This window comes from Priestia sp. 10L35 (assembly GCF_056395685.1).
On record NZ_JBFTKA010000001.1, the window covers coordinates 926685 to 944671 of the forward strand.

Below are 17987 nucleotides of genomic sequence, written 5' to 3' on the forward strand. Positions count from 1 at the left end.
TGAAAATCGAGAGTTTGTGAAAATTAGTGAATCTGTAGGTAGAGGAAAGTTTGATAGGAAGAAGATGCTTCTTGTAAGGAAGATACAAATGTATGAAAAAGCGGCGTTACATTCATGCGGTTGTTTCTGGACCAGTCATGGTTTGCGAAAAATGATTTTCTTAGTTCGGCCGTCAGTTCAAGCTGTACTCCGGCTTTTAGCAGATTATCATTCACAATATTTTGTTCGCTTGTTCCGGCAATGTCAGAAGGGGCGTCACGGACTGTAAAGCCGTGTTTGCGCAGCGATTGCTTTACCAGCTCTTTATAAAGCTGATTTTTTCCGCCTACATATACGATAGGCTGACTACCGCTATAGCCGTGAATCGTCATGACGGACATACTTTGCTGAGCCATTTCTCTAGCAATCGGTTCGTCAAAGTTTTCTGAGGTTATGTGCAGAACTCCGTTGTTAGTGGACTTGATGCCTTCGAATAAATAATAAGAAGCGGAAAAACGATCGGCGAGTTCTTTGACGACTTCTGATGTGCCCGGTTCAATTCCTCCGCCGTGAATAGCCATAATGGATAGATAGCTAAAGCGCTGTTCGTAGCGAATATCATAGTCTTGATGGAGAATCTCGTGCTGCTGCAGTTCTTCATAGGAAGAGTAAGAGTCACTGCTTGCATAAGAGGGAGGGAGAATCAAAAAGTAGCACATCAAAAGCAACAAAATGCTTGTACTCCATTTCAATAAACGGTTCATTAATAATCACCTCTATTTATCCTATGATAAATAGAGGTGATTATTAGTGTTTTCGCTTTTTGATAAAATGCCAGTTTACTTGAAACTCAATAGGCTCGCGTTCTAATCTTCCCCACTCATCAAATCTGCTGTAATAATCGATAACTTTATCCACTTTGATTAGCCTCCACTTCAAAAAAAAAGTTATAGTAAATTATAACGAAAATAGAAATAGTTAATAGGTGCGTTTATGAAAAAATGAAGATTAAGAGAAAGGAGGGGGGAAAATGACCGCAGCTTTTATTAGTCGTCTCGCCCTATCAGGTCTGTTAGGAGCTTTGGTTGGATTAGAAAGAGAATTTAGAGCAAAAGAAGCGGGCTTTCGCACTCATTTTTTAGTTGCTGTCGGTAGCACGCTGATTATGCTAATTTCGAAATATGGCTTTTCAGATGTGCTTCATCAAGATCATATGGCCCTTGATCCGAGCCGGGTTGCAGCACAAGTAGTAAGCGGTATTGGTTTTTTAGGAGCAGGTATGATTATTATTCAAAAGCAGCATATTAGAGGGCTCACAACAGCCGCAGGCGTATGGGCAACGTCGGGAATTGGTTTAACCATTGGGGCGGGTATGTATACAGTCGGCATTAGCGCAACTATATTGGTGCTGATTGGCTTAGAAATATTGAACGTAATGTTTACATCTCTTTCTACTCATTCCCTTTTAATTAAGTTTCGTGCAGCGAATCAAGAGGATATTTATGAGCTCCTTGATAAGATTGAAAGGGAAAATATTATGATTTCATCCTATGAAATTCACCGAGATCATCATCAAGGTGAACCGCTTTATTTTGTTAAAATAAAAGGAAAAGCAAAAAAGAAAGGGAATAAAGTAGAATTGATTAAATCGATTCACTCTATGGCTCACGTGTTATTCATTGAAATTGAATAAGCATTTATTTATTTTTTGTTAAAGAGATTAAGGCATAACTAAATTAATATAAAATCAAACAAATGAATAAAGGGGCCAGTATGGATCGTTTATACACCGCAGTTGATTTTCGTGCAAGGCTTCGCTTTCCGCGGGCGGCAGGTGAGCCTCCTCGTCGCTTGCGCTCCTGCGGGGTCTCACCTGCTCCGCTTTTCCCGCAGGAGTCTTCGCCTTGCCCTTCAATCAACCGCTAGAAGTATCGACATATATATAACCTACGTTCGGATCTTCCTTCAACTAAAAAACTTACGCTTCAGCCTCTTTATTCGTTCTCTATCTTACTTAAATCGTTTCGCAGTGTTTTAGCATAGCAAAAAAAGGCTATTACCTAAATATAGAGAATTTTACTGGAGGTTATAAAATGAAAATTGGAGTCGTAGGTGCTACAGGAAAAGCAGGAAGTTTTATCGTGAAAGAGGCTTTAAATCGCGGGCATGATGTAACGGCAATCGTACGTGATGCGGGCAAAGTAGAAGAACGGGATGTTCGTACATTGGAAAAGGATATCTTTGATATTACGGCAAACGATATTGAAGGTTTCGACGCAGTAGTGAATGCGTTTGGAGCTCCTGAAGGAAAAGAACATCTGCATGTAGAAGCGGGGCAATCGTTAATCAATGTATTTAAACAAGCTCCGGACGTTCGTCTTCTTGTTGTAGGAGGAGCAGGCAGTTTGTTTGTCGATGAAGAGAAAACGACGCGTCTAGCAGATACGCCTGATTTTCCAAAAGAGTACAAAGCGACAGCTGACAACCAAGCTCAAAATTTAAAAGACTTAGAAAGTACAAGCGATATTAATTGGACGTTTATTAGCCCAGCAGCATTTTTTAATCCTTCAGGAAAACGAACGGATGCTTATAAAACAGGGAAAGATCATGTTATTTTAAACTCAGAAGGAAACAGCCATGTCAGTTATGCTGATTACGCCATTGCAGTCATTGATGAGATTGAGCGAGGAGAGCATATAAACGAACGCTTTACCGTTGTATCCGACGCTAGATAAAGGAAAAGCCGCTTTATGCGGCTTTTTTTGTGCATGTTATACTATGGAAAAAGGGGTAAGGTATAGAATGGATAATACAGTAAACGTAGCACTAGCGTTTTATAGTCAAGCCTACGAGTCATCTATACATAGCTATACGCTGCCTAAAGAGCAGCTCATTTATACGGCACTTCCCGCTGAAGCCTTAGCTAAGTGTAAGGAGAAAAGAGACAGAACGCCCGTTTTGATTTTGACAGAAAACAAAGTAGCCGGCTTTTTCGTGCTCGACGCAGGAAAAGCTGTTAAAGAATATACCGAGAGCTCCGGCGCGCTTTTAATACGGTCGTATTCCATTCATCCTGATTATCAAGGAAAGGGAGTTGGCAAAAAGTCATTAAAGCTTCTTTCTTCTTTTATCAACCATCACTTTCCGACTAAAAATGAAGTGGTGCTAGGGGTGAACCATAAAAACACGGCGGCGTAGCATCTGTATAAACGAAGCGGCTTTGTTGATACAAACCGGCATATTTTTGGAAGCCAAGGAAAGCAGTTTGTTTATCAGATGGACATAAAAAAAGCTTGAACAAGAGTTCAAGCTTTTTTCTTATATAACAAGTAGGAAGCTAGAGAAAATAGGCAGCGCTACAAGGGACGTTTTTAATACGGGAGTAGGTACACGATTTGTAAACTTTGCTCCAATATAGGAACCGACCATTGTGCCGACCACTACTTGGATCAACAGTGGAATATCTAAAAAGCCCTGCTGATAATAGCCCATTCCCCCGCCGATGGCAATCGGAATAATAACGAGCATCGTTGTGCCAGCTGACTGACGAATTGACAACCCCAATACCATCATAAGGCCAAGCTGGATAAATGGAGTTGACCCAATCCCAAACATTCCTGACAGAGCGCCGGTAATCAAGCCGATTAGTAAAGAATAAACGACAAATTTAGCTCCTGTTGGAACAGTACGTTCTTTTTGCTGACGGGAAAATAAAAACATTCGCAGCCAAAGTAAAACACCAGATAATAAAAGCATACCGGCTGTTAGCCACTTTAGCTCGCCTTCTGGGATAAAGGATGAAAGGTTAGACCCAATCCAAGCGCCCAATGCACCGAGGATACCAACAGAGATACCGGATTTTAAAGATACGTTACCTTCGCGGTAATGACTGACGGCACCAGATAAAGAAGAGAAAATCATTGCGGTAAGAGCCGTTGCGAGAGCAACGTGTACAGATACGCCGTACAGCAGCGTTAAAATTGAAATAATAAAACCTGATCCGCCTGCTCCGACAAATCCTAAGATCAGTCCGACGGCTAACATTGTTAAAACAATTGAAACATCCATAAACTAATTCCTTCTTTCAACACTTATTCTATGCAGACACATAACATTTTTAGCAAGTGCTACGTTCTTCATTTAAACATGAATTTTTTATGACGTCCAATGTATAATTTATATGAAATTAATAGTATTATGTAATAAGTAAAGGGTGTGAAAAAATGGAATGGCAGCAGCTCGAATATTTTAATGTTGTAGCTCAAACGGAACATTTCACAAAGGCCGCAGAAAAATTATCAATCGCACAGCCTACGCTCAGCCGCTCAATTTCTAAATTAGAATCAGAGCTTGGCGTGCCGCTATTTGAACGAAAAGGAAGGCAAGTTATTTTAAATCGATACGGACGGCTTTTTTATGAACGAACGGCTAAAGTATTAAACGAAATGGAAGAAGCTAAACGTGAGCTTTCAGATTTGATTCATCCTCATCGCGGCAGTATTTCGTTTGCTTTTTTAAAATCATTAGGCGCTTCGTCGGTCCCAAAACTAGTTCATGCTTTTTTACAAGAGTATCCGAACGTTCAATTTCAAATTTTTGAGAACGCCACGAACATCATGCTCGATCAGCTTCAAACAGGAGAAATTGACTTTTGTATGTCTTCCGTAACGGAATCCAGGGCAGGAATTCAGTGGGAATATTTATGGAAAGACGAGCTGTACGCGTATGTCCCTGATACGCATTCTTTTGCCTCAAAACAAGTGCTTTCGATTTCAGAGTTGGCTCATGAATCGTTTATCGCATTAAAAAAAGGATACGGAAGCCGAACAATTTTTGATCAGCTGTTTGAAGAAGCGGAGATTGTCCCAAATATTACGTTTGAAGGAGAAGAATTTTTGACGGTGATTGGTTTTGTAGCGGCTCATTTAGGGGTTGCCTTGCTTCCTGAAATAAAGGGAGTAGACTTGCGAGGCATTAAAAAAATAAAGCTCAAAGAAGACACAGCTTCAAGGGTAATTGGGATTGCGTGGAACAAGGATAAATATTTAACTCCTGTTGCGAAAAAGTTTCAGGAATTTTTAATTCAGTATTTCAAAGACCATCATACAGGAGGAAAACGATGAAGAAAATTGCTTGCCTGCACGCTCATCATTCGAACATCTCTTATATAGAAAAAGCGCTACCGTTTGCGAACTGTATGCATTTCGTAGACCCTGGACTTGTACATCGGGTAACAACCGACCCTAAGTTTGCAGCGGAGTCAGCAGCTGCAGAAGTAGAAAAGCAGTTAAAGTGGATGGAAGAATGTTCAGCGGATGCCATTTTACTTACGTGCACGAACTACATTGCTCTTTTACCAGAAGCATTTACAAGCGATATTCCAATTATTAAAATTGATGAGCCTTATTTTCGCCGAATATGTGAAATAGAAGAACCGCAGCTTATCGTGTTTACAAATCCGGAAACCGTAGAAGGAACAATGAAGCGTCTAGACGAATTTGCATTTTATCAAAATGTAAAGATAAAGGCTCGCCCTGTTGTGATAGGAGGTGCTTTTGAACTAGTAATGACTGGAAACCTAAAGAAGTATAAACAGAAGGTAAAACATGTCTTACATGAGCTAGTAAAAGAGCACAACACTATTGTTTCAGTGGCGCAGCTCTCGATGGTAGAAGCGGCGGCGGAGGTAAGCGACCGTATTATTACGCCTCTTCAACCGTTAACGGAAGAAGTAAGAAAAACAATTATTAGGTCATAAGAAATGAAAAAAGAAAAATAAATGGTAAAATATTCACTTTATTTTGACAGAAATTTCATTTCCTTATATGATAAGTAGTGTTATAGAAACCACTTATTATATAGGGGAGGCATCGTTTTGTGAAGAAAGCAAATGCACGCGATAAGATTTTAGAAACAGCATCGCGGCTTTTTCAGCTGCAAGGCTATCATGCAACAGGATTAAATCAAATTATTAAAGAGAGCGGGTCGCCAAAAGGGTCTCTTTATTATTATTTTCCAAAAGGGAAAGAAGAACTGGCGATTCACGCTGTTCAATATACGAATAAATACGTCCAAGTTCAAATTAAAGAAAGTCTAAATAAATCTTCTGACGCAGCGCAGGCTATTCAGTATTTTATTGAAGAATTGTCCAAGCAGTTTGAACACGAAGAAAGCATTGCTGGTATGCCTGTTGGACTGCTGGCTGGAGAAACAGCGCTTATTAATGAACCGCTGCGCGAAGTCTGCTACGCAGCGTTTCAAGATTGGGAAAAACTTTTTAGAGAAAAAATGATAGAGAGCGGATTTCAAGAAAAGCAGGCAGGAGAGCTCGCAGTTGTGATTAACTGTATGATCGAAGGGGGAATCTTGCGTTCGTTAACAGAGAAAACAGGCGCTCCTTTGCAGCAGATTCAGCAGCAGATTCCAGTTCTTGTTCGTAAATAAAAAGTGAGGCTGGGACATAACGAAATGAATCTAATCTAAAGACTAACAATCGGAATACATGAGCTGGACTGCTTGTGACACCGCAGTTGATTTCCGTGCAAGGCTTCGCCTTGTCCTCCAATCAACAGCTAGAAGTAGCTACCTACATAAAACCTACGTTTACCATAATCATAAAAAAACACGAACTATTCATCCTTTGTGATAGATAGTTCGTGTTTCACTTTAACTAGACTATTTTGTCCTCGACTCTTTTTTATAGATTGACGGAATTTGGCATATATTGATAAAATTTAAAGTATATTTTCTGAAAATTCTATTTCTTGAAAAAGAGAAAGAAAGGAGTAGCTTGTGATTTTTACTATTATTCAAGCTGATGATACGTGGACACTATGGGGAATTCTAGCGATTTGGGCTTCTGTTAGCATTTTTCTCGAACAAAAGTATAAGTGGGCTTCTTTTCTGTCAGGAGCTATTATTGCGCTAGCGGGAGCGCTTATCCTATCAAATTTAAAAATCATTCCAACAGAGTCTCCGGTTTATGATGCGGTTTGGGCGTATCTAGTACCGCTTGCCATTCCATTATTGTTATTTCAAGTCAACATGAAAGAATTATTTCAAGAAAGCCGGAAGCTGCTTTTTATTTTCTTAATCTGTGCAGTAGGAACGGTTATAGGGAGCACGGCAGGCTTCTTGTTATTAAAAGATTATATTCCTGAACTAGCAAAAATTGCAGCTGCTATCGGCGCTTCTTATGTAGGCGGAGGGGTTAATTTTGCTACCGTTACGGCTAAATTTGAACCATCAAGTCAAATGGTTTCCGCGACGGTGGTTGCTGATAATATGGTCATGGCTTTGCTGTTTGCCGTGTATATGTTTGTTCCTTCTATGAAGTTTTTTAGAAAACATTTTAAGACGCCTCATATTCAAGAAGTAGAGGCTAGGCAATATGGAGAAAATGATCGCCATACGCTTGCAGAAAAATATTGGGCAAAAAAAGAAATTTCGTTAAAAGACGTGGCGGCTTCAATTGGTACATCATTTTTTCTAGTGGTTGCATCGTTTAAATTAGCCGAATGGTTTGGAACAATCATTCCAACCGATCCAAATGTTTCGGTAGTTCAAACATTATTACATACTATTTTGAGCGAAAAATACTTATTGCTTTCCACACTTACGTTTCTTGTCATTTATCTATTTCCTTCTTATTTTAAAAACATTAGCGGAAGCCAAGAAATCGGCACGTACTTCATTTATATTTTCTTTGTTGTCATTGGAGTGCCAGCGTCCATTCCGTTAATTGTTGAAAAAGCACCTCTTTTGATTCTATTTGTACTCATTGTGGGACTGAGTAATTTAATAGTGGGGCTGCTTTTAGGAAAAGTATTTAAAATTGATTTAGAACATATTTTATTGGCGAGCAATGCAACGGTAGGGGGACCTACGACAGCAAGTGCAATGGCGATTGCTAAAGGATGGGGAAGTTTGGTTGGTCCTATCTTGGTAGTAGGAACGCTTGGCTATATTATTGGTAACTATATCGGCTTTGCACTTGGCTATTGGTACTTATCATTTTAAATAAAAAAACGCCTCCTCTGATGACTCAAAGGAGGCGTTTTTTTATTTAGCGTGCTTGACTGCCGATGATCGATAAAAGCGGCCTTTAAAGATATACGTAGCTGTAATAAATAAATAGATAGCTAGTGTAATAGTCGTAATAACAACGGAGGTTGTGCAGATAACACCAATTAAAATAGCGCTTAGTGCAATTAGGGCAGCCCACGTCGTATAAGGAAACCATTTAACAGAGTAGCTGCTCGATGCTTCTGGCTGAACTTTGCGGGACTTTAAGTGTGCGATTGCAATAATCAACCAAATAAACAACACGGTATATCCTAAGGATCCCATCAAATAATCAAATGTTTTACTTCCTGCAAATAAGGAAATCAACACGCCTACATAAAGAGATGATGTACACATTAAGATTGCATAGACAGGAACTTTGTTAACAGAAAGTTTCGAAAATATCTTCGGCACTCGACCGTCTACTGCTTGCGTATACAAAATACGTGATGAACCGTAAAGCCCTGAGTTCATTGAAGAAATAACGGCTAATAAGATCACGGCATTCATAATATGATCTGCTCCGGGAATTCCAATCATTTTAAATACCATCACAAAAGGGCTTTGAGAAACGCCGTTCACTTCATTCCAAGGAATTAAGCTCACGATGATAAAAAACGGGAACAAATAAAAAGCAATGATGCGCGTTAATGTGCTGCGCACGGCTTTTGGTACTACTTTTTCAGGATTTCTTGTTTCAGCTAGCGTCACTCCGATGATTTCAGTTCCACCGTAAGAGTAGATGACCACTAGCATCGCCGTAATTAACCCAGTTGGTCCTTTAGGGAAGAAACCGCCGTGATCGCTCAAGTTTGAAAAGCCCGCTGCGGTATGGTGACCAAATGATACAAATAGTAACAGAAGTCCAGCGATGATAAAAATCACAATGACCGTAATTTTAATTAAGGCTAACCAGTATTCCGTTTCAGCAAATGCTTTGACCGAAAGCAAGTTAATAACTGTGACAATAACGGATACGCCTAAAGCAAGCATCCAAATTGGATAATCAGGAAGCCAGTACTGAATAAAAATAGCTGCTACAACAGCTTCAGCTGCAATGTTCAATACCCACATTTTCCAGTAAATCCAGTCTAAAAAATAAGCGGGGTAGCTTCCTAAAATCGACTGAACTAAATCACGAAACGTTCGTGCGTCACTGTTTCGAACCGCCATTTCAGCAAGACCTTGCATAATGAATAGTAAAATAATTCCGCCAATTAAATAAGCAATGATAACTGATGGTCCTGCCATATCAATAGCTGAGCTGCTTCCTTTAAATAAACCAGCGCCAATTGCTCCACCTAGCGCCATCATCATAATGTGACGTGAAGTCATTGTTCGCTGCAAACCTTGGTTGTCCTTCTTCATGACTTTTCCCTCCACTTTTTTATAAAATAAAAAAAGCTTATCGTCTCCTACCTCATTATCAAATGAGAGAAGAGACGATAAGCTTTAGCTAACCGCGGTACCACTCTTGTTGGCTCTTAAAGAACCCTGCTTAAAACCTGATAACGAAGGTTAGACGTTAAAACTTAGAGAATACTTCTGCATTCTTTCTGAATTACCACTCCTGGGCGAGTTCAAAGTATTATTGGACTACGTTGCACCAACCCGTAGCTCTCTTGACCGAATAATAAGCTTCTACTACTCCCAATCGCTGTGTTTTTGATTAAAATCTGAAAGTTCTTGATGAATAACCATTACTATACGTGCTTCTTTTTTCTTTGTCAACAGCTATTTTCTAAAAAATAAAATGATGGAACTTTGTTTTTTATAGAACTCATGACTGGTTATTCTGGTAAAAAAATCAGTCGTTTCACCTAATTTTCACCAACTCTGCTTACATTAAGAAATATAAAAAAGAGGTTGTTTTGACAAATACATAGGTGAGGAGAATGAATAGAGTGAAAAAGATGATGTACGTCCGGTTTGGACTGGATCTTTTAATGGCCGTTACGTTTGTTTTATTTTTTAACAAACAAGTATTGGGAGGGTTAACGTTTCATGAAATTGCGGGGCTAGCGATTGCCGTCGCCTTTTTTACCCACGTGCTGCTAAACTGGCAGTGGGTAAAGAAAGTTACGGTTAAATTATTTGACCGCAAGCTTCCGCGCAGAACAAAGTTTGGTTACTTTTTAAATATCATGCTGTTGATTACGATGTCATTTATTATGATTAGCGGTATTTTTATTTCAAGAGTAGTATTTCCAAATATTAATGTGGGCAATGAACAATGGTTTAAGGTTTCGCATATTTCGGTATCATTTTTAGTGTTAATTTTAGTAGCCGCTCACATAGGTCTTCGTTGGCAATGGGTTATAAATGTATGTAAAAACATGACGAAATTCAAAAAGTCAAAGAAAAGTTTAAGCATAGCAGCTAAGCTCGCAACCGTTGCACTGTTAGTCGTTGGTATATACGAAATAAATGAGACGAGTTTTCTTGGAAAGCTTGGAGGAGTAGCGAAAGTACTGAATTTAAGTTCCTCAGATATGCCGCAAAAAGGCGGTGGGAAGCCGGATTTTGGTCGCCATTCATTTGGCGAGAACAAATCTTCGGCGACGGCATCTGCTGGTCACGAACGTCCGAACTTTGAGCACGATGGCAGAGGTCCGGAAAGAGGGATGAAAGGAAAAGAAGGCGGTTTTGAACGTCCTAATCCTTTTGTTGTAATCGGTACTTATTTTGCTATTATGTCGGTTTTTATTATTGTTATTTATTATATCGAAAAAATATTATCAGGAGTGAAAAGACGCAAAAAAATGGCGGGTGCGGCTGCAGAAATTTAAATAAAAAAACTTTCTATTTCACTGTTTTTTCATCGTACAGAAGTAAAATTGTTTATGTAAAAGCGAATGCTTTGCAAAATTAATATGAGATAAACTTAGGTGGTGGAAATGGTGAAACAACACACACAGCCTGAAACGGAACATAAGAGAAATTGGTTTATTAATGCGCTATTGAATTTTGGTATTTATAAAAAAGGAAATCGGCACCTATACGAACTGACACTTCAAGAGTTAGAAGCTCAATATGTAAAAGTAAAAGCATTCATGTATAATCAGGGACCTCTTTCGCAATGATAAAAAGGCACTCAGTATATGAGTGCTTTTTTATATGAGAAAGTCTTATTCTTTGACAGGTAAAACTGTACAGATTAAAATAACAGTATATTTTAAAGTTACAGTTTTAAATGAAACATATCATAGGAAGGAAAACAGTTTCTACCTATAATATGCCAATATTTTTGACCGTATCATTTTTGGAGGGAAACAAAATGACAAATAAAAAGTATGAGCCGCTTTTACAGCCATTTACTTTTTCAAATGGCATCAAATTAGATAACCGCGTTATTCTTGCGCCTATGACAAATTTTTCATCAAATGAAGATGGAACAGTATCAAATGCAGAAGTAGACTACTATGTACGACGTTCAAACGGTGTTAGCATGGTCATTACAGCATGTACATACGGAACGCCGAACGGCAAAGGATTTCACGGAGAGTTTGCTGCAGACAGCGATGAAATGATTCCTAGCCTGCGCCGTTTAGCAACAGCCATTAAAGATCAAGGAGCAAAAGCAGTTCTTCAAATTTTTCACGGAGGCCGCATGTGTCCGCCTGAGCTTGTTCCAAATGGAGAGGTTGTTAGCGCAAGTGCTGTTGCTGCAGAACAAGAAGGAGCACCGGTGCCTCGAGAGTTAACAAATGAAGAAATCGACGGCATTATTCATGATTTTGGTGAGATGACGCGCCGTGCTATTGAAGCAGGATTTGACGGAGTTGAAATCCACGGAGCAAATAACTATTTAATTCAGCAGTTCTTTTCTCCGCATTCTAATCGCCGCCAAGATAAATGGGGCGGTAGCGTAGAAAAACGCTTAACATTCCCGCTGGCAATTGTAGACGAAGTAAAGCAAGCCGTTTCTAAACATGCAAAAGAGCCATTTTTAGTAGGCTATCGCTTCTCGCCAGAAGAGCCTGAAACGCCTGGAATTACAATGGCTGATACGTTGAAGTTAGTTGATGCACTAGCAGAAAAAGATCTTGATTACCTTCACGTATCGCTAATGGAATTCTGGTCAAAACCTCGCCGAGGCGTGGAAGATACTCGTTCACGTATTGAGATTATTCAAGAACGCGTAGGAAGCCGCGTACCTGTGATGGGCGTAGGTTCTATTCATACAGCAGACGAAGCAGCAGCAGCTCTTGAAACCGGCATTCCACTGCTTGCGATTGGCCGTGAATTAATTATGGATCCAGACTGGGTTCAAAAAGTCAAAGAAGGCCGTGAAAATGAAATTGTGACAACATTAAGCAAAAAAGATCAGGAAAAGCTTGTCATTCCTGACCCGCTGTGGAAAGCCGTTATTAACACACCAGGCTGGTTCCCGGTTGAAGATTAAAAGAAAGACAGAAAAGCGCAAAGACGATGGGACTGACCCCGTGTCTTTGCGCTTTTTGCGTTTTCATGGAACAGAGCTTATGAACCATTAATTTACAAATAGACTTCTTTATGTTTGAATAATAATAGTTTTCTGAAAGTGAGGTGGAAAAATGAAAGCAGGCCCAATGGTAAAAATGATGGTTTCAATGAGTATTTTTGGTTCAATTGGCTTTTTCTCCACACAAACTGGACTTCCTTCTTTTGATTTAGTATTTGTGCGCTGTATTTGTGCAACGCTTTTTCTCGGAATGTGCTGGTTTGTAACCGGTGAATATAAAAGGGAGAAATGGAATGCCAAAGAAATAAAGCAGATTTTACTGTGCGGCATATTCCTTGTGTTTAACTGGGTGTTTCTATTTAAAGCATTTGAAATGATGTCCGTTACGGTAGCTATTTCTATTTATCATCTTGCACCCGTCTTAGTATTGCTTCTGGGAAGCTTTATCTTTAAGGAGAAATTAACGGTTCTTGGCGTTATGTCTATTTTCACTTGTTTTGTGGGAACACTTCTGATTATTGGGGTGAAGGAACTTACGATTGATGGCTTCATGTCTTCAGGAATACTGTGGGCGCTTTTAGCCGCTTTGTTTTATGCATGCACAACGCTGCTTGGCAAAGGGATTATTCATACGAGTGCTTACGCTGTTACATTTCTTCAGACTTTTTTAGGGGTTTTTTTATTATTACCGTTTGTTCATTTTAGCGATTTTCATTTCTTAACAGCGTCCAATTGGACAGCTATTTTGATAACGGGCTTTGTACATACTGGTTTAGTGTATTATTTGTTTTTCGACAGCCTGCGCTACTTAAAAACTCAGGTGATTTCAGTTCTAGTGTTTTTAGATCCAGCCGTTGCTATTTTATTAGATACAGCATTCACGGGATTTCGCCCGACGCTTTTTCAGCTGGCAGGCATTGTTTTGATCTTTTTAGGAATGCTTTTTACTTTGAAGCCAAAACCTTCATCTAAAAAAAGTATTTCCAATAGCAAGATTAAAAAGATCACATAGAATTTCTATTTCATCTGCAGGTCTTCATTTATTAGAAAAAGGGGAGCAAGTCATGAAAGTCAGTAAGCAAAACGCAGAACACTACGTGTGGGGAGGAAAATGCGATGGGTGGCACCTAGTGAAAAATAAAGACGTAAGTATTATTCATGAGCGCATGCCTCCTCATACGAAAGAGGTAAGACATTATCACACGAGAGCACAGCAATTTTTCTTTGTGCTAAAAGGCACAGCTGCTCTAGAAGTAGACGGAATTATTTATGATGTAAAAGCACATGAAGGAATAGAAGTGCTTCCGTCCATTCTTCATCAAATGATGAATCGTTCGAGCGAAGAGATTGAGTTTCTAGTTATTTCACAGCCCTTTGCACACGGAGACCGCATAGCTGTTGATGAAGATAAAGACAAAGACTAAGCATAGATAAGTCTATTTTTACTAGTCCTAACAGTAAGCGAAGAATACCGTCCAGTACAATAGTACCTTTTCATTCAGTATGTGAAATATTATGCCTAATAAAATAAAAATACTTTTATTGCAGAGCAGAAATGTGGTAAATTAATATGTATGCAATATAGGGAGAACAAAATTTACAAATTAACAATTGTGTAATATTAACATCACGATAAAAAATAAGAGATTACAAGTTGAAATGTAAATTTTGTAGATGACTAAAAAAAGAGATGAAGATGATATTGTTTGACAAATTGAATCATTTTCAGGTAATCTTTTGCAGGACGTAACCGTTACGATTTAATGTAGGGGACTTGCCTGAGGTTAGCTGAACATGAAATCTCTACTTTTTAGTGAAAGGAATTTGAAAATGAAAAAACTATTTTCAAAGCCGTTGTTTTACTTTTTTATAGCGGTTTTATTCATGTGGATCAAGTCTTACATGTCTTACAAAGTGGAGTTCAACTTAGATATAAGTGACTCAATGCAAAAAACGTTATTGTTTATTAATCCAATTAGTTCAACTTTGATCTTTTTAGGGTTAGCATTGTTTGCAAAAGGGAAAAGAGCCATCGTTTGGACGCTTATCCTTAGTACAATCATGACGGTCATTTTGTACAGCAATATTTTATATTATCGATTCTTCAATGACTTTGTGACATTGCCTACTTTAACGCAAACAAGCAATGTGGGTCATTTAGGAGGCAGTATCGCTGATTTAGTAAAAGCTCACGATATTTTTTACTTTGTAGATATCATTTTACTGATTGCGCTATTGTTTGTTAGAAAAATCGAATGGCCAAAAGCACGCCTTAAATTCCGCTATACGTTCATGGTATTAGCGGCAGGAGCTATCGCTTTTGCAATTAACTTGCACTATGCTGAAAAAGATCGCCCTGAATTACTAACAAGAACATTTGATCGCAACTACCTAGTGAAATATTTAGGAGCATACAACTACACGGTGTATGATGCAGTTCAAACGTTTAAAAACTCAAAGCAGCGAGCATTCGCAAGCAGTGATGACTTAACAACAGTGAAAAACTTCAGTACAAGTCACTATGCAGCTCCAAATATTGAGTATGCCGGTAAAGCAAAAGGAAAAAACATTATTAAAATTCATCTAGAATCATTTCAGTCATTCCTGATTAACTACAAGTTAAACGGGCAAGAAGTAACGCCGTTTTTAAACTCATTAGCAAATGGAAATGAATTTATGTATTTTGATAACTTCTTCCATCAAACAGGACAAGGTAAAACAGCTGATGCAGAGCTTATGATGGATACGTCATTATACGGCTTGCCTCAAGGATCAGCTTTTAGCTTAAAAGGCCGCAACACGTACCAAGCAGCACCAGCGATCTTAGATCAAGAGGGCGGCTATACAAGTGCCGTTTTACACGGAGACTATAAAACGTTCTGGAACCGTAATGAAATTTATAAACAGTTCGGTGTGGATAAATTCTTTGACGCAAGTTATTACAATATGACTGGTGATAACAAAGTAAACTATGGATTAAAAGATAAGCCATTCTTCAAAGAATCTATGCCAATGCTACAGTCATTGAAGCAGCCTTTCTATGCGCATATGATTACATTAACAAACCATTTCCCATTTGTCCTTGATAAAGGCGATGCTAGCATTGAGCCAGCAAACACAGGAGATGGAACGGTAGACCGTTATTTCCAAACGGCTCGTTATTTGGATGAATCACTGCAAGAATTCTTTACAGAGCTAAAAGCTTCAGGCTTATATGACAACTCAGTTATTATGATTTACGGTGACCACTACGGTATTTCTGAAAATCATAACAAAGCAATGGAAAAAGTTCTTGGCGAGAAAATTACGCCATATAAAAACGCTCAGCTTCAACGCGTACCGTTCTTCCTTCACGTACCAGGCGTAAAAGGTGGAGTGAACCATACGTACGGCGGTGAAATTGACGTAGTACCTACGCTTCTTCACTTAGTGGGAATTGATAGTAAAGAGTATGTTCAATTCGGTACAGATTTATTATCAAAAGACCATGATCAGGTAGTAGCATTTAGAAACGGTGATTATGTTTCTCCGAAATACACGTCAATTGACGGCAAGTATTACGATACAAACACGGGAGAAAGAATCACAGCAACAGACGAAGCGAAAGCTTATAAAAAGAAAGTTGGAAGAGAGCTAGAACTTTCTGATAAAGTGTTATACGGTGATTTATTACGATTTAATAAATTAGATGACTTTAAACCGGTCGATCCATCAAAATACATGTATGGAAAAGACCAAGAAACAGAAAAGTAATGTAAGCTTTCACACCATACAATCCAAACAAGCAAGTAGAGGAGCTTTTTAAAAGCTTAGCTACTTGCTTATTTTATGAGAACTTCATTGAAAAAGAAAGCTGGTGACAGAAACGTGGAGCGAACAAGACGCAAAAGAAGAAGAAGAGTTCGATGGGGCAGAGTGTTCTTTGCTTTGTTGTTTCTTTTTATTATCGTTGGAGGCATATACAGCTATTTCCAATATAAGCAAGGGCTATCGATGGCAAGCGATGGTAAATTTGCGGATGACGGCACGACATTTGAACAGTTTCAAGGCAGTCTCCCAAATAACGGAGAAGTAAATATGCTGCTGTTAGGAAGTGACTCGCGCGGGGAAAAGCATTCTCGTACAGACTCTATTTTAATTGCTCACTACGATTCTAAAAGCAAACACCCGAAAATTGTTTCCCTTATGAGGGATATGTATGTGGATATTCCAGGACACGGCAAGCAAAAGCTGAATGCTGCTTACGCGTTCGGAGGTCCTGAGCTGCTGCGTAAAACGATCAAACAAAATTTTGATATCGATATTAACTATTATGCAGTTGTGGACTTCGAAGGGTTTTCAAAAATTGTAGATACGATTGCACCTGATGGCATTAAAGTAACCGTGCCTCACGACATGTCTTCGGGAATTGGTATGACGCTTCACAAAGGTACCCAAGTTTTACACGGTGAACAACTGCTTGGCTATGTACGTTTTCGTCATGATAACATGAGTGATTTTGGACGCGTTCAACGCCAGCAAGAAGTCGTTTTAAAGCTTAAAGATGAAGTAGCAAGCCTAAACAGCGTGTTTAAAATACCGAAGCTTCTCGGCGTAATGGATCCTTATATCGATACAAATTTAGATACAAAAAGCATGATGCTTCTGGCTAAAGATGTGGTAACAGGAAACATGAAAGATGTTCAAAGCCTGCGACTGCCGTTAGACGGATCGTTTGAAAACAAAACGTATAGCGGTGTTGGTATGGTGCTTGCTATTGATTTAGATAAAAATAAAGAAGCGCTGCAAGAATTTTTAAATGACAAATAAAGAAAAGCCTCGAGATGCATGTCTCGAGGCTTTTTCCCTATACATAGACGATAATGCGTTTGAATGATGTAATTAAACTGGTCACTATACCGGAGCATACAACAATGAATAATGAATAAATAGCTGTATCGTTTTGAAGCAGTAAAATACCTGAAATAATAATAGATGCGTCAATTACTAAAATAATGATGCCGGGGTTTAAAGATAACCATTTCGCAAGTATCAGAGAAAATAAGTCGACCCCGCCTTGACTTGCGTGCTGCCGGAGCATGATGCCGGTTCCGATTCCGTTAAAAACACCTCCAAGGCAAGCGCTTAAGATAATGGGAAGGTGAAAAATCCCATGAAGCGGAAACAGCAAATCAATCATCACGGCTGAGAGAACCATGCCATAGATAGCATTTAAAAAATAAGAGCGGTTAAAACCTAGAGCGAGAAGGTAAATAGGGAAGTTTAAGCAAAAAATCATCACGCCTACTTTATAGCCAAGTAAATAATTAAGAATTAAGCTAATTCCCGTAATGCCTCCTGTTACAAGCTGAAGCGGAAGAATAAAAACGTTAATTCCAATACTAACAAACACACTGCCAATTCCAATTGTAATTAATTTTTTATACATGCTGTCTCATCCTTGTCTCTGAATCTCTTTATATGTATATGAAGACAAGCAGAGTTTCAGCACAAAGACCGC

19 protein-coding genes, 1 pseudogene and 1 other annotated feature are annotated in these 17987 nt (G+C 38.9%); of the genes and pseudogenes, 14 read left to right on the plus strand and 6 right to left on the minus strand.

The genetic code is table 11. From position 1 onward, the window contains the following. Positions 1-23 precede the first annotated feature (23 nt). Complete coding sequence (locus AC1DEF_RS04735) at positions 24-743, minus strand: poly-gamma-glutamate hydrolase family protein (protein WP_097824425.1); 720 nt, start codon at positions 741-743, stop codon at positions 24-26. 55 nt (positions 744-798) lie between these two features. Next, positions 799-897: pseudogene (locus tag AC1DEF_RS04740) on the minus strand (class I SAM-dependent methyltransferase); the annotation flags it as partial. 112 nt (positions 898-1009) lie between these two features. Between AC1DEF_RS04740 and AC1DEF_RS04745 the strand changes: the two are divergent. Next, positions 1010-1672, plus strand: a complete 663-nt coding sequence (locus AC1DEF_RS04745; protein WP_097824424.1) for an MgtC/SapB family protein — start codon at positions 1010-1012, stop codon at positions 1670-1672. Between the two features lie 43 nt (positions 1673-1715). On the opposite strand, the gene AC1DEF_RS04750 is transcribed toward AC1DEF_RS04745, so the two are convergent. Continuing rightward, complete coding sequence (locus AC1DEF_RS04750) at positions 1716-1898, minus strand: hypothetical protein (RefSeq protein WP_097824423.1); 183 nt, start codon at positions 1896-1898, stop codon at positions 1716-1718. A gap of 174 nt (positions 1899-2072) precedes the next feature. Here AC1DEF_RS04750 and AC1DEF_RS04755 point away from each other — a divergent pair, with 174 nt between their 5' ends. Continuing rightward, entirely contained in the window at positions 2073-2714 is a 642-nt protein-coding gene (locus tag AC1DEF_RS04755; protein ID WP_097824422.1) for an NAD(P)-dependent oxidoreductase, read from the plus strand. 67 nt (positions 2715-2781) lie between these two features. Next, positions 2782-3177 carry a GNAT family N-acetyltransferase gene (locus tag AC1DEF_RS04760; RefSeq protein WP_230184491.1) on the plus strand — a complete coding sequence of 132 codons (396 nt, stop codon included), beginning with the start codon at positions 2782-2784 and terminating at the stop codon, positions 3175-3177. Positions 3178-3297: 120 nt separating this feature from the next. Here the strand turns inward: AC1DEF_RS04760 and AC1DEF_RS04765 are convergent, their stop codons facing one another. Next, positions 3298-4047 carry a sulfite exporter TauE/SafE family protein gene (locus AC1DEF_RS04765; RefSeq protein WP_097824421.1) on the minus strand — a complete coding sequence of 250 codons (750 nt, stop codon included), beginning with the start codon at positions 4045-4047 and terminating at the stop codon, positions 3298-3300. Between the two features lie 155 nt (positions 4048-4202). Here AC1DEF_RS04765 and AC1DEF_RS04770 point away from each other — a divergent pair, with 155 nt between their 5' ends. The 4 genes from AC1DEF_RS04770 to AC1DEF_RS04785 all read left to right on the plus strand — a co-directional run bounded on the left by AC1DEF_RS04770 (position 4203) and on the right by AC1DEF_RS04785 (position 7998). After that, entirely contained in the window at positions 4203-5102 is a 900-nt protein-coding gene (locus tag AC1DEF_RS04770) for a LysR family transcriptional regulator (RefSeq protein ID WP_025750140.1), read from the plus strand. Continuing rightward, complete coding sequence (locus AC1DEF_RS04775; protein ID WP_097824420.1) at positions 5099-5737, plus strand: hypothetical protein; 639 nt, start codon at positions 5099-5101, stop codon at positions 5735-5737. The genes AC1DEF_RS04770 and AC1DEF_RS04775 overlap by 4 nt, the downstream gene beginning before the upstream one ends. A gap of 119 nt (positions 5738-5856) precedes the next feature. Then, the gene (locus tag AC1DEF_RS04780; RefSeq protein WP_097824419.1) at positions 5857-6423 is read left to right on the plus strand and encodes a TetR/AcrR family transcriptional regulator; all 567 of its coding nucleotides are present in this window, start codon (positions 5857-5859) and stop codon (positions 6421-6423) included. 348 nt (positions 6424-6771) lie between these two features. Then, positions 6772-7998 carry a DUF819 family protein gene (locus tag AC1DEF_RS04785; protein ID WP_097824418.1) on the plus strand — a complete coding sequence of 409 codons (1227 nt, stop codon included), beginning with the start codon at positions 6772-6774 and terminating at the stop codon, positions 7996-7998. A 42-nt stretch (positions 7999-8040) separates the two neighbouring features. On the opposite strand, the gene AC1DEF_RS04790 is transcribed toward AC1DEF_RS04785, so the two are convergent. Beyond that, a complete protein-coding gene (locus AC1DEF_RS04790) occupies positions 8041-9411 on the minus strand; it encodes an amino acid permease (RefSeq protein ID WP_097824417.1) in 1371 nt (456 codons plus the stop codon). Positions 9412-9478: 67 nt separating this feature from the next. Continuing rightward, positions 9479-9710, minus strand: a binding site (T-box leader). Positions 9711-9947: 237 nt separating this feature from the next. On the opposite strand from AC1DEF_RS04790, the gene AC1DEF_RS04795 reads away from it, so the two are divergent. The 7 genes from AC1DEF_RS04795 (at position 9948) to AC1DEF_RS04825 (ending at position 17296) form a co-directional block, all read left to right on the plus strand. Further along, entirely contained in the window at positions 9948-10832 is an 885-nt protein-coding gene (locus AC1DEF_RS04795; RefSeq protein WP_477727307.1) for a DUF4405 domain-containing protein, read from the plus strand. Positions 10833-10940: 108 nt separating this feature from the next. Continuing rightward, positions 10941-11126, plus strand: a complete 186-nt coding sequence (locus AC1DEF_RS04800) for a Fur-regulated basic protein FbpA (RefSeq protein WP_034649488.1) — start codon at positions 10941-10943, stop codon at positions 11124-11126. A gap of 194 nt (positions 11127-11320) precedes the next feature. Next, a complete protein-coding gene (locus AC1DEF_RS04805) occupies positions 11321-12448 on the plus strand; it encodes an NADH-dependent flavin oxidoreductase (RefSeq protein WP_097824415.1) in 1128 nt (375 codons plus the stop codon). A gap of 151 nt (positions 12449-12599) precedes the next feature. After that, the gene (locus AC1DEF_RS04810; RefSeq protein WP_097824414.1) at positions 12600-13499 is read left to right on the plus strand and encodes a DMT family transporter; all 900 of its coding nucleotides are present in this window, start codon (positions 12600-12602) and stop codon (positions 13497-13499) included. 52 nt (positions 13500-13551) lie between these two features. Further along, positions 13552-13911 carry a cupin domain-containing protein gene (locus AC1DEF_RS04815; protein WP_097824413.1) on the plus strand — a complete coding sequence of 120 codons (360 nt, stop codon included), beginning with the start codon at positions 13552-13554 and terminating at the stop codon, positions 13909-13911. A 406-nt stretch (positions 13912-14317) separates the two neighbouring features. Then, a complete protein-coding gene (gene ltaS, locus AC1DEF_RS04820) occupies positions 14318-16240 on the plus strand; it encodes a lipoteichoic acid synthase (protein ID WP_047930691.1) in 1923 nt (640 codons plus the stop codon). Positions 16241-16564: 324 nt separating this feature from the next. Next, positions 16565-17296 carry an LCP family protein gene (locus AC1DEF_RS04825; RefSeq protein ID WP_425262922.1) on the plus strand — a complete coding sequence of 244 codons (732 nt, stop codon included), beginning with the start codon at positions 16565-16567 and terminating at the stop codon, positions 17294-17296. Between the two features lie 37 nt (positions 17297-17333). Here the strand turns inward: AC1DEF_RS04825 and AC1DEF_RS04830 are convergent, their stop codons facing one another. Then, positions 17334-17915, minus strand: a complete 582-nt coding sequence (locus AC1DEF_RS04830; protein WP_097824412.1) for a YitT family protein — start codon at positions 17913-17915, stop codon at positions 17334-17336. Positions 17916-17987 lie beyond the last annotated feature (72 nt).

Coding starts and splice junctions, on each gene's coding strand:
- AC1DEF_RS04825 (WP_425262922.1), top strand. CDS start 16,565: ATGCTGCTGTTAGGAAGTGACTCGCGCGGGGAAAAGCATTCTCGTACA.
- AC1DEF_RS04830 (WP_097824412.1), bottom strand. CDS start 17,915: ATGTATAAAAAATTAATTACAATTGGAATTGGCAGTGTGTTTGTTAGT.
- AC1DEF_RS04745 (WP_097824424.1), top strand. CDS start 1,010: ATGACCGCAGCTTTTATTAGTCGTCTCGCCCTATCAGGTCTGTTAGGA.
- AC1DEF_RS04805 (WP_097824415.1), top strand. CDS start 11,321: ATGACAAATAAAAAGTATGAGCCGCTTTTACAGCCATTTACTTTTTCA.
- ltaS (WP_047930691.1), top strand. CDS start 14,318: ATGAAAAAACTATTTTCAAAGCCGTTGTTTTACTTTTTTATAGCGGTT.
- AC1DEF_RS04765 (WP_097824421.1), bottom strand. CDS start 4,047: ATGGATGTTTCAATTGTTTTAACAATGTTAGCCGTCGGACTGATCTTA.
- AC1DEF_RS04735 (WP_097824425.1), bottom strand. CDS start 743: ATGAACCGTTTATTGAAATGGAGTACAAGCATTTTGTTGCTTTTGATG.
- AC1DEF_RS04790 (WP_097824417.1), bottom strand. CDS start 9,411: ATGAAGAAGGACAACCAAGGTTTGCAGCGAACAATGACTTCACGTCAC.
- AC1DEF_RS04755 (WP_097824422.1), top strand. CDS start 2,073: ATGAAAATTGGAGTCGTAGGTGCTACAGGAAAAGCAGGAAGTTTTATC.
- AC1DEF_RS04800 (WP_034649488.1), top strand. CDS start 10,941: ATGGTGAAACAACACACACAGCCTGAAACGGAACATAAGAGAAATTGG.
- AC1DEF_RS04770 (WP_025750140.1), top strand. CDS start 4,203: ATGGAATGGCAGCAGCTCGAATATTTTAATGTTGTAGCTCAAACGGAA.
- AC1DEF_RS04810 (WP_097824414.1), top strand. CDS start 12,600: ATGAAAGCAGGCCCAATGGTAAAAATGATGGTTTCAATGAGTATTTTT.
- AC1DEF_RS04815 (WP_097824413.1), top strand. CDS start 13,552: ATGAAAGTCAGTAAGCAAAACGCAGAACACTACGTGTGGGGAGGAAAA.
- AC1DEF_RS04775 (WP_097824420.1), top strand. CDS start 5,099: ATGAAGAAAATTGCTTGCCTGCACGCTCATCATTCGAACATCTCTTAT.
- AC1DEF_RS04760 (WP_230184491.1), top strand. CDS start 2,782: ATGGATAATACAGTAAACGTAGCACTAGCGTTTTATAGTCAAGCCTAC.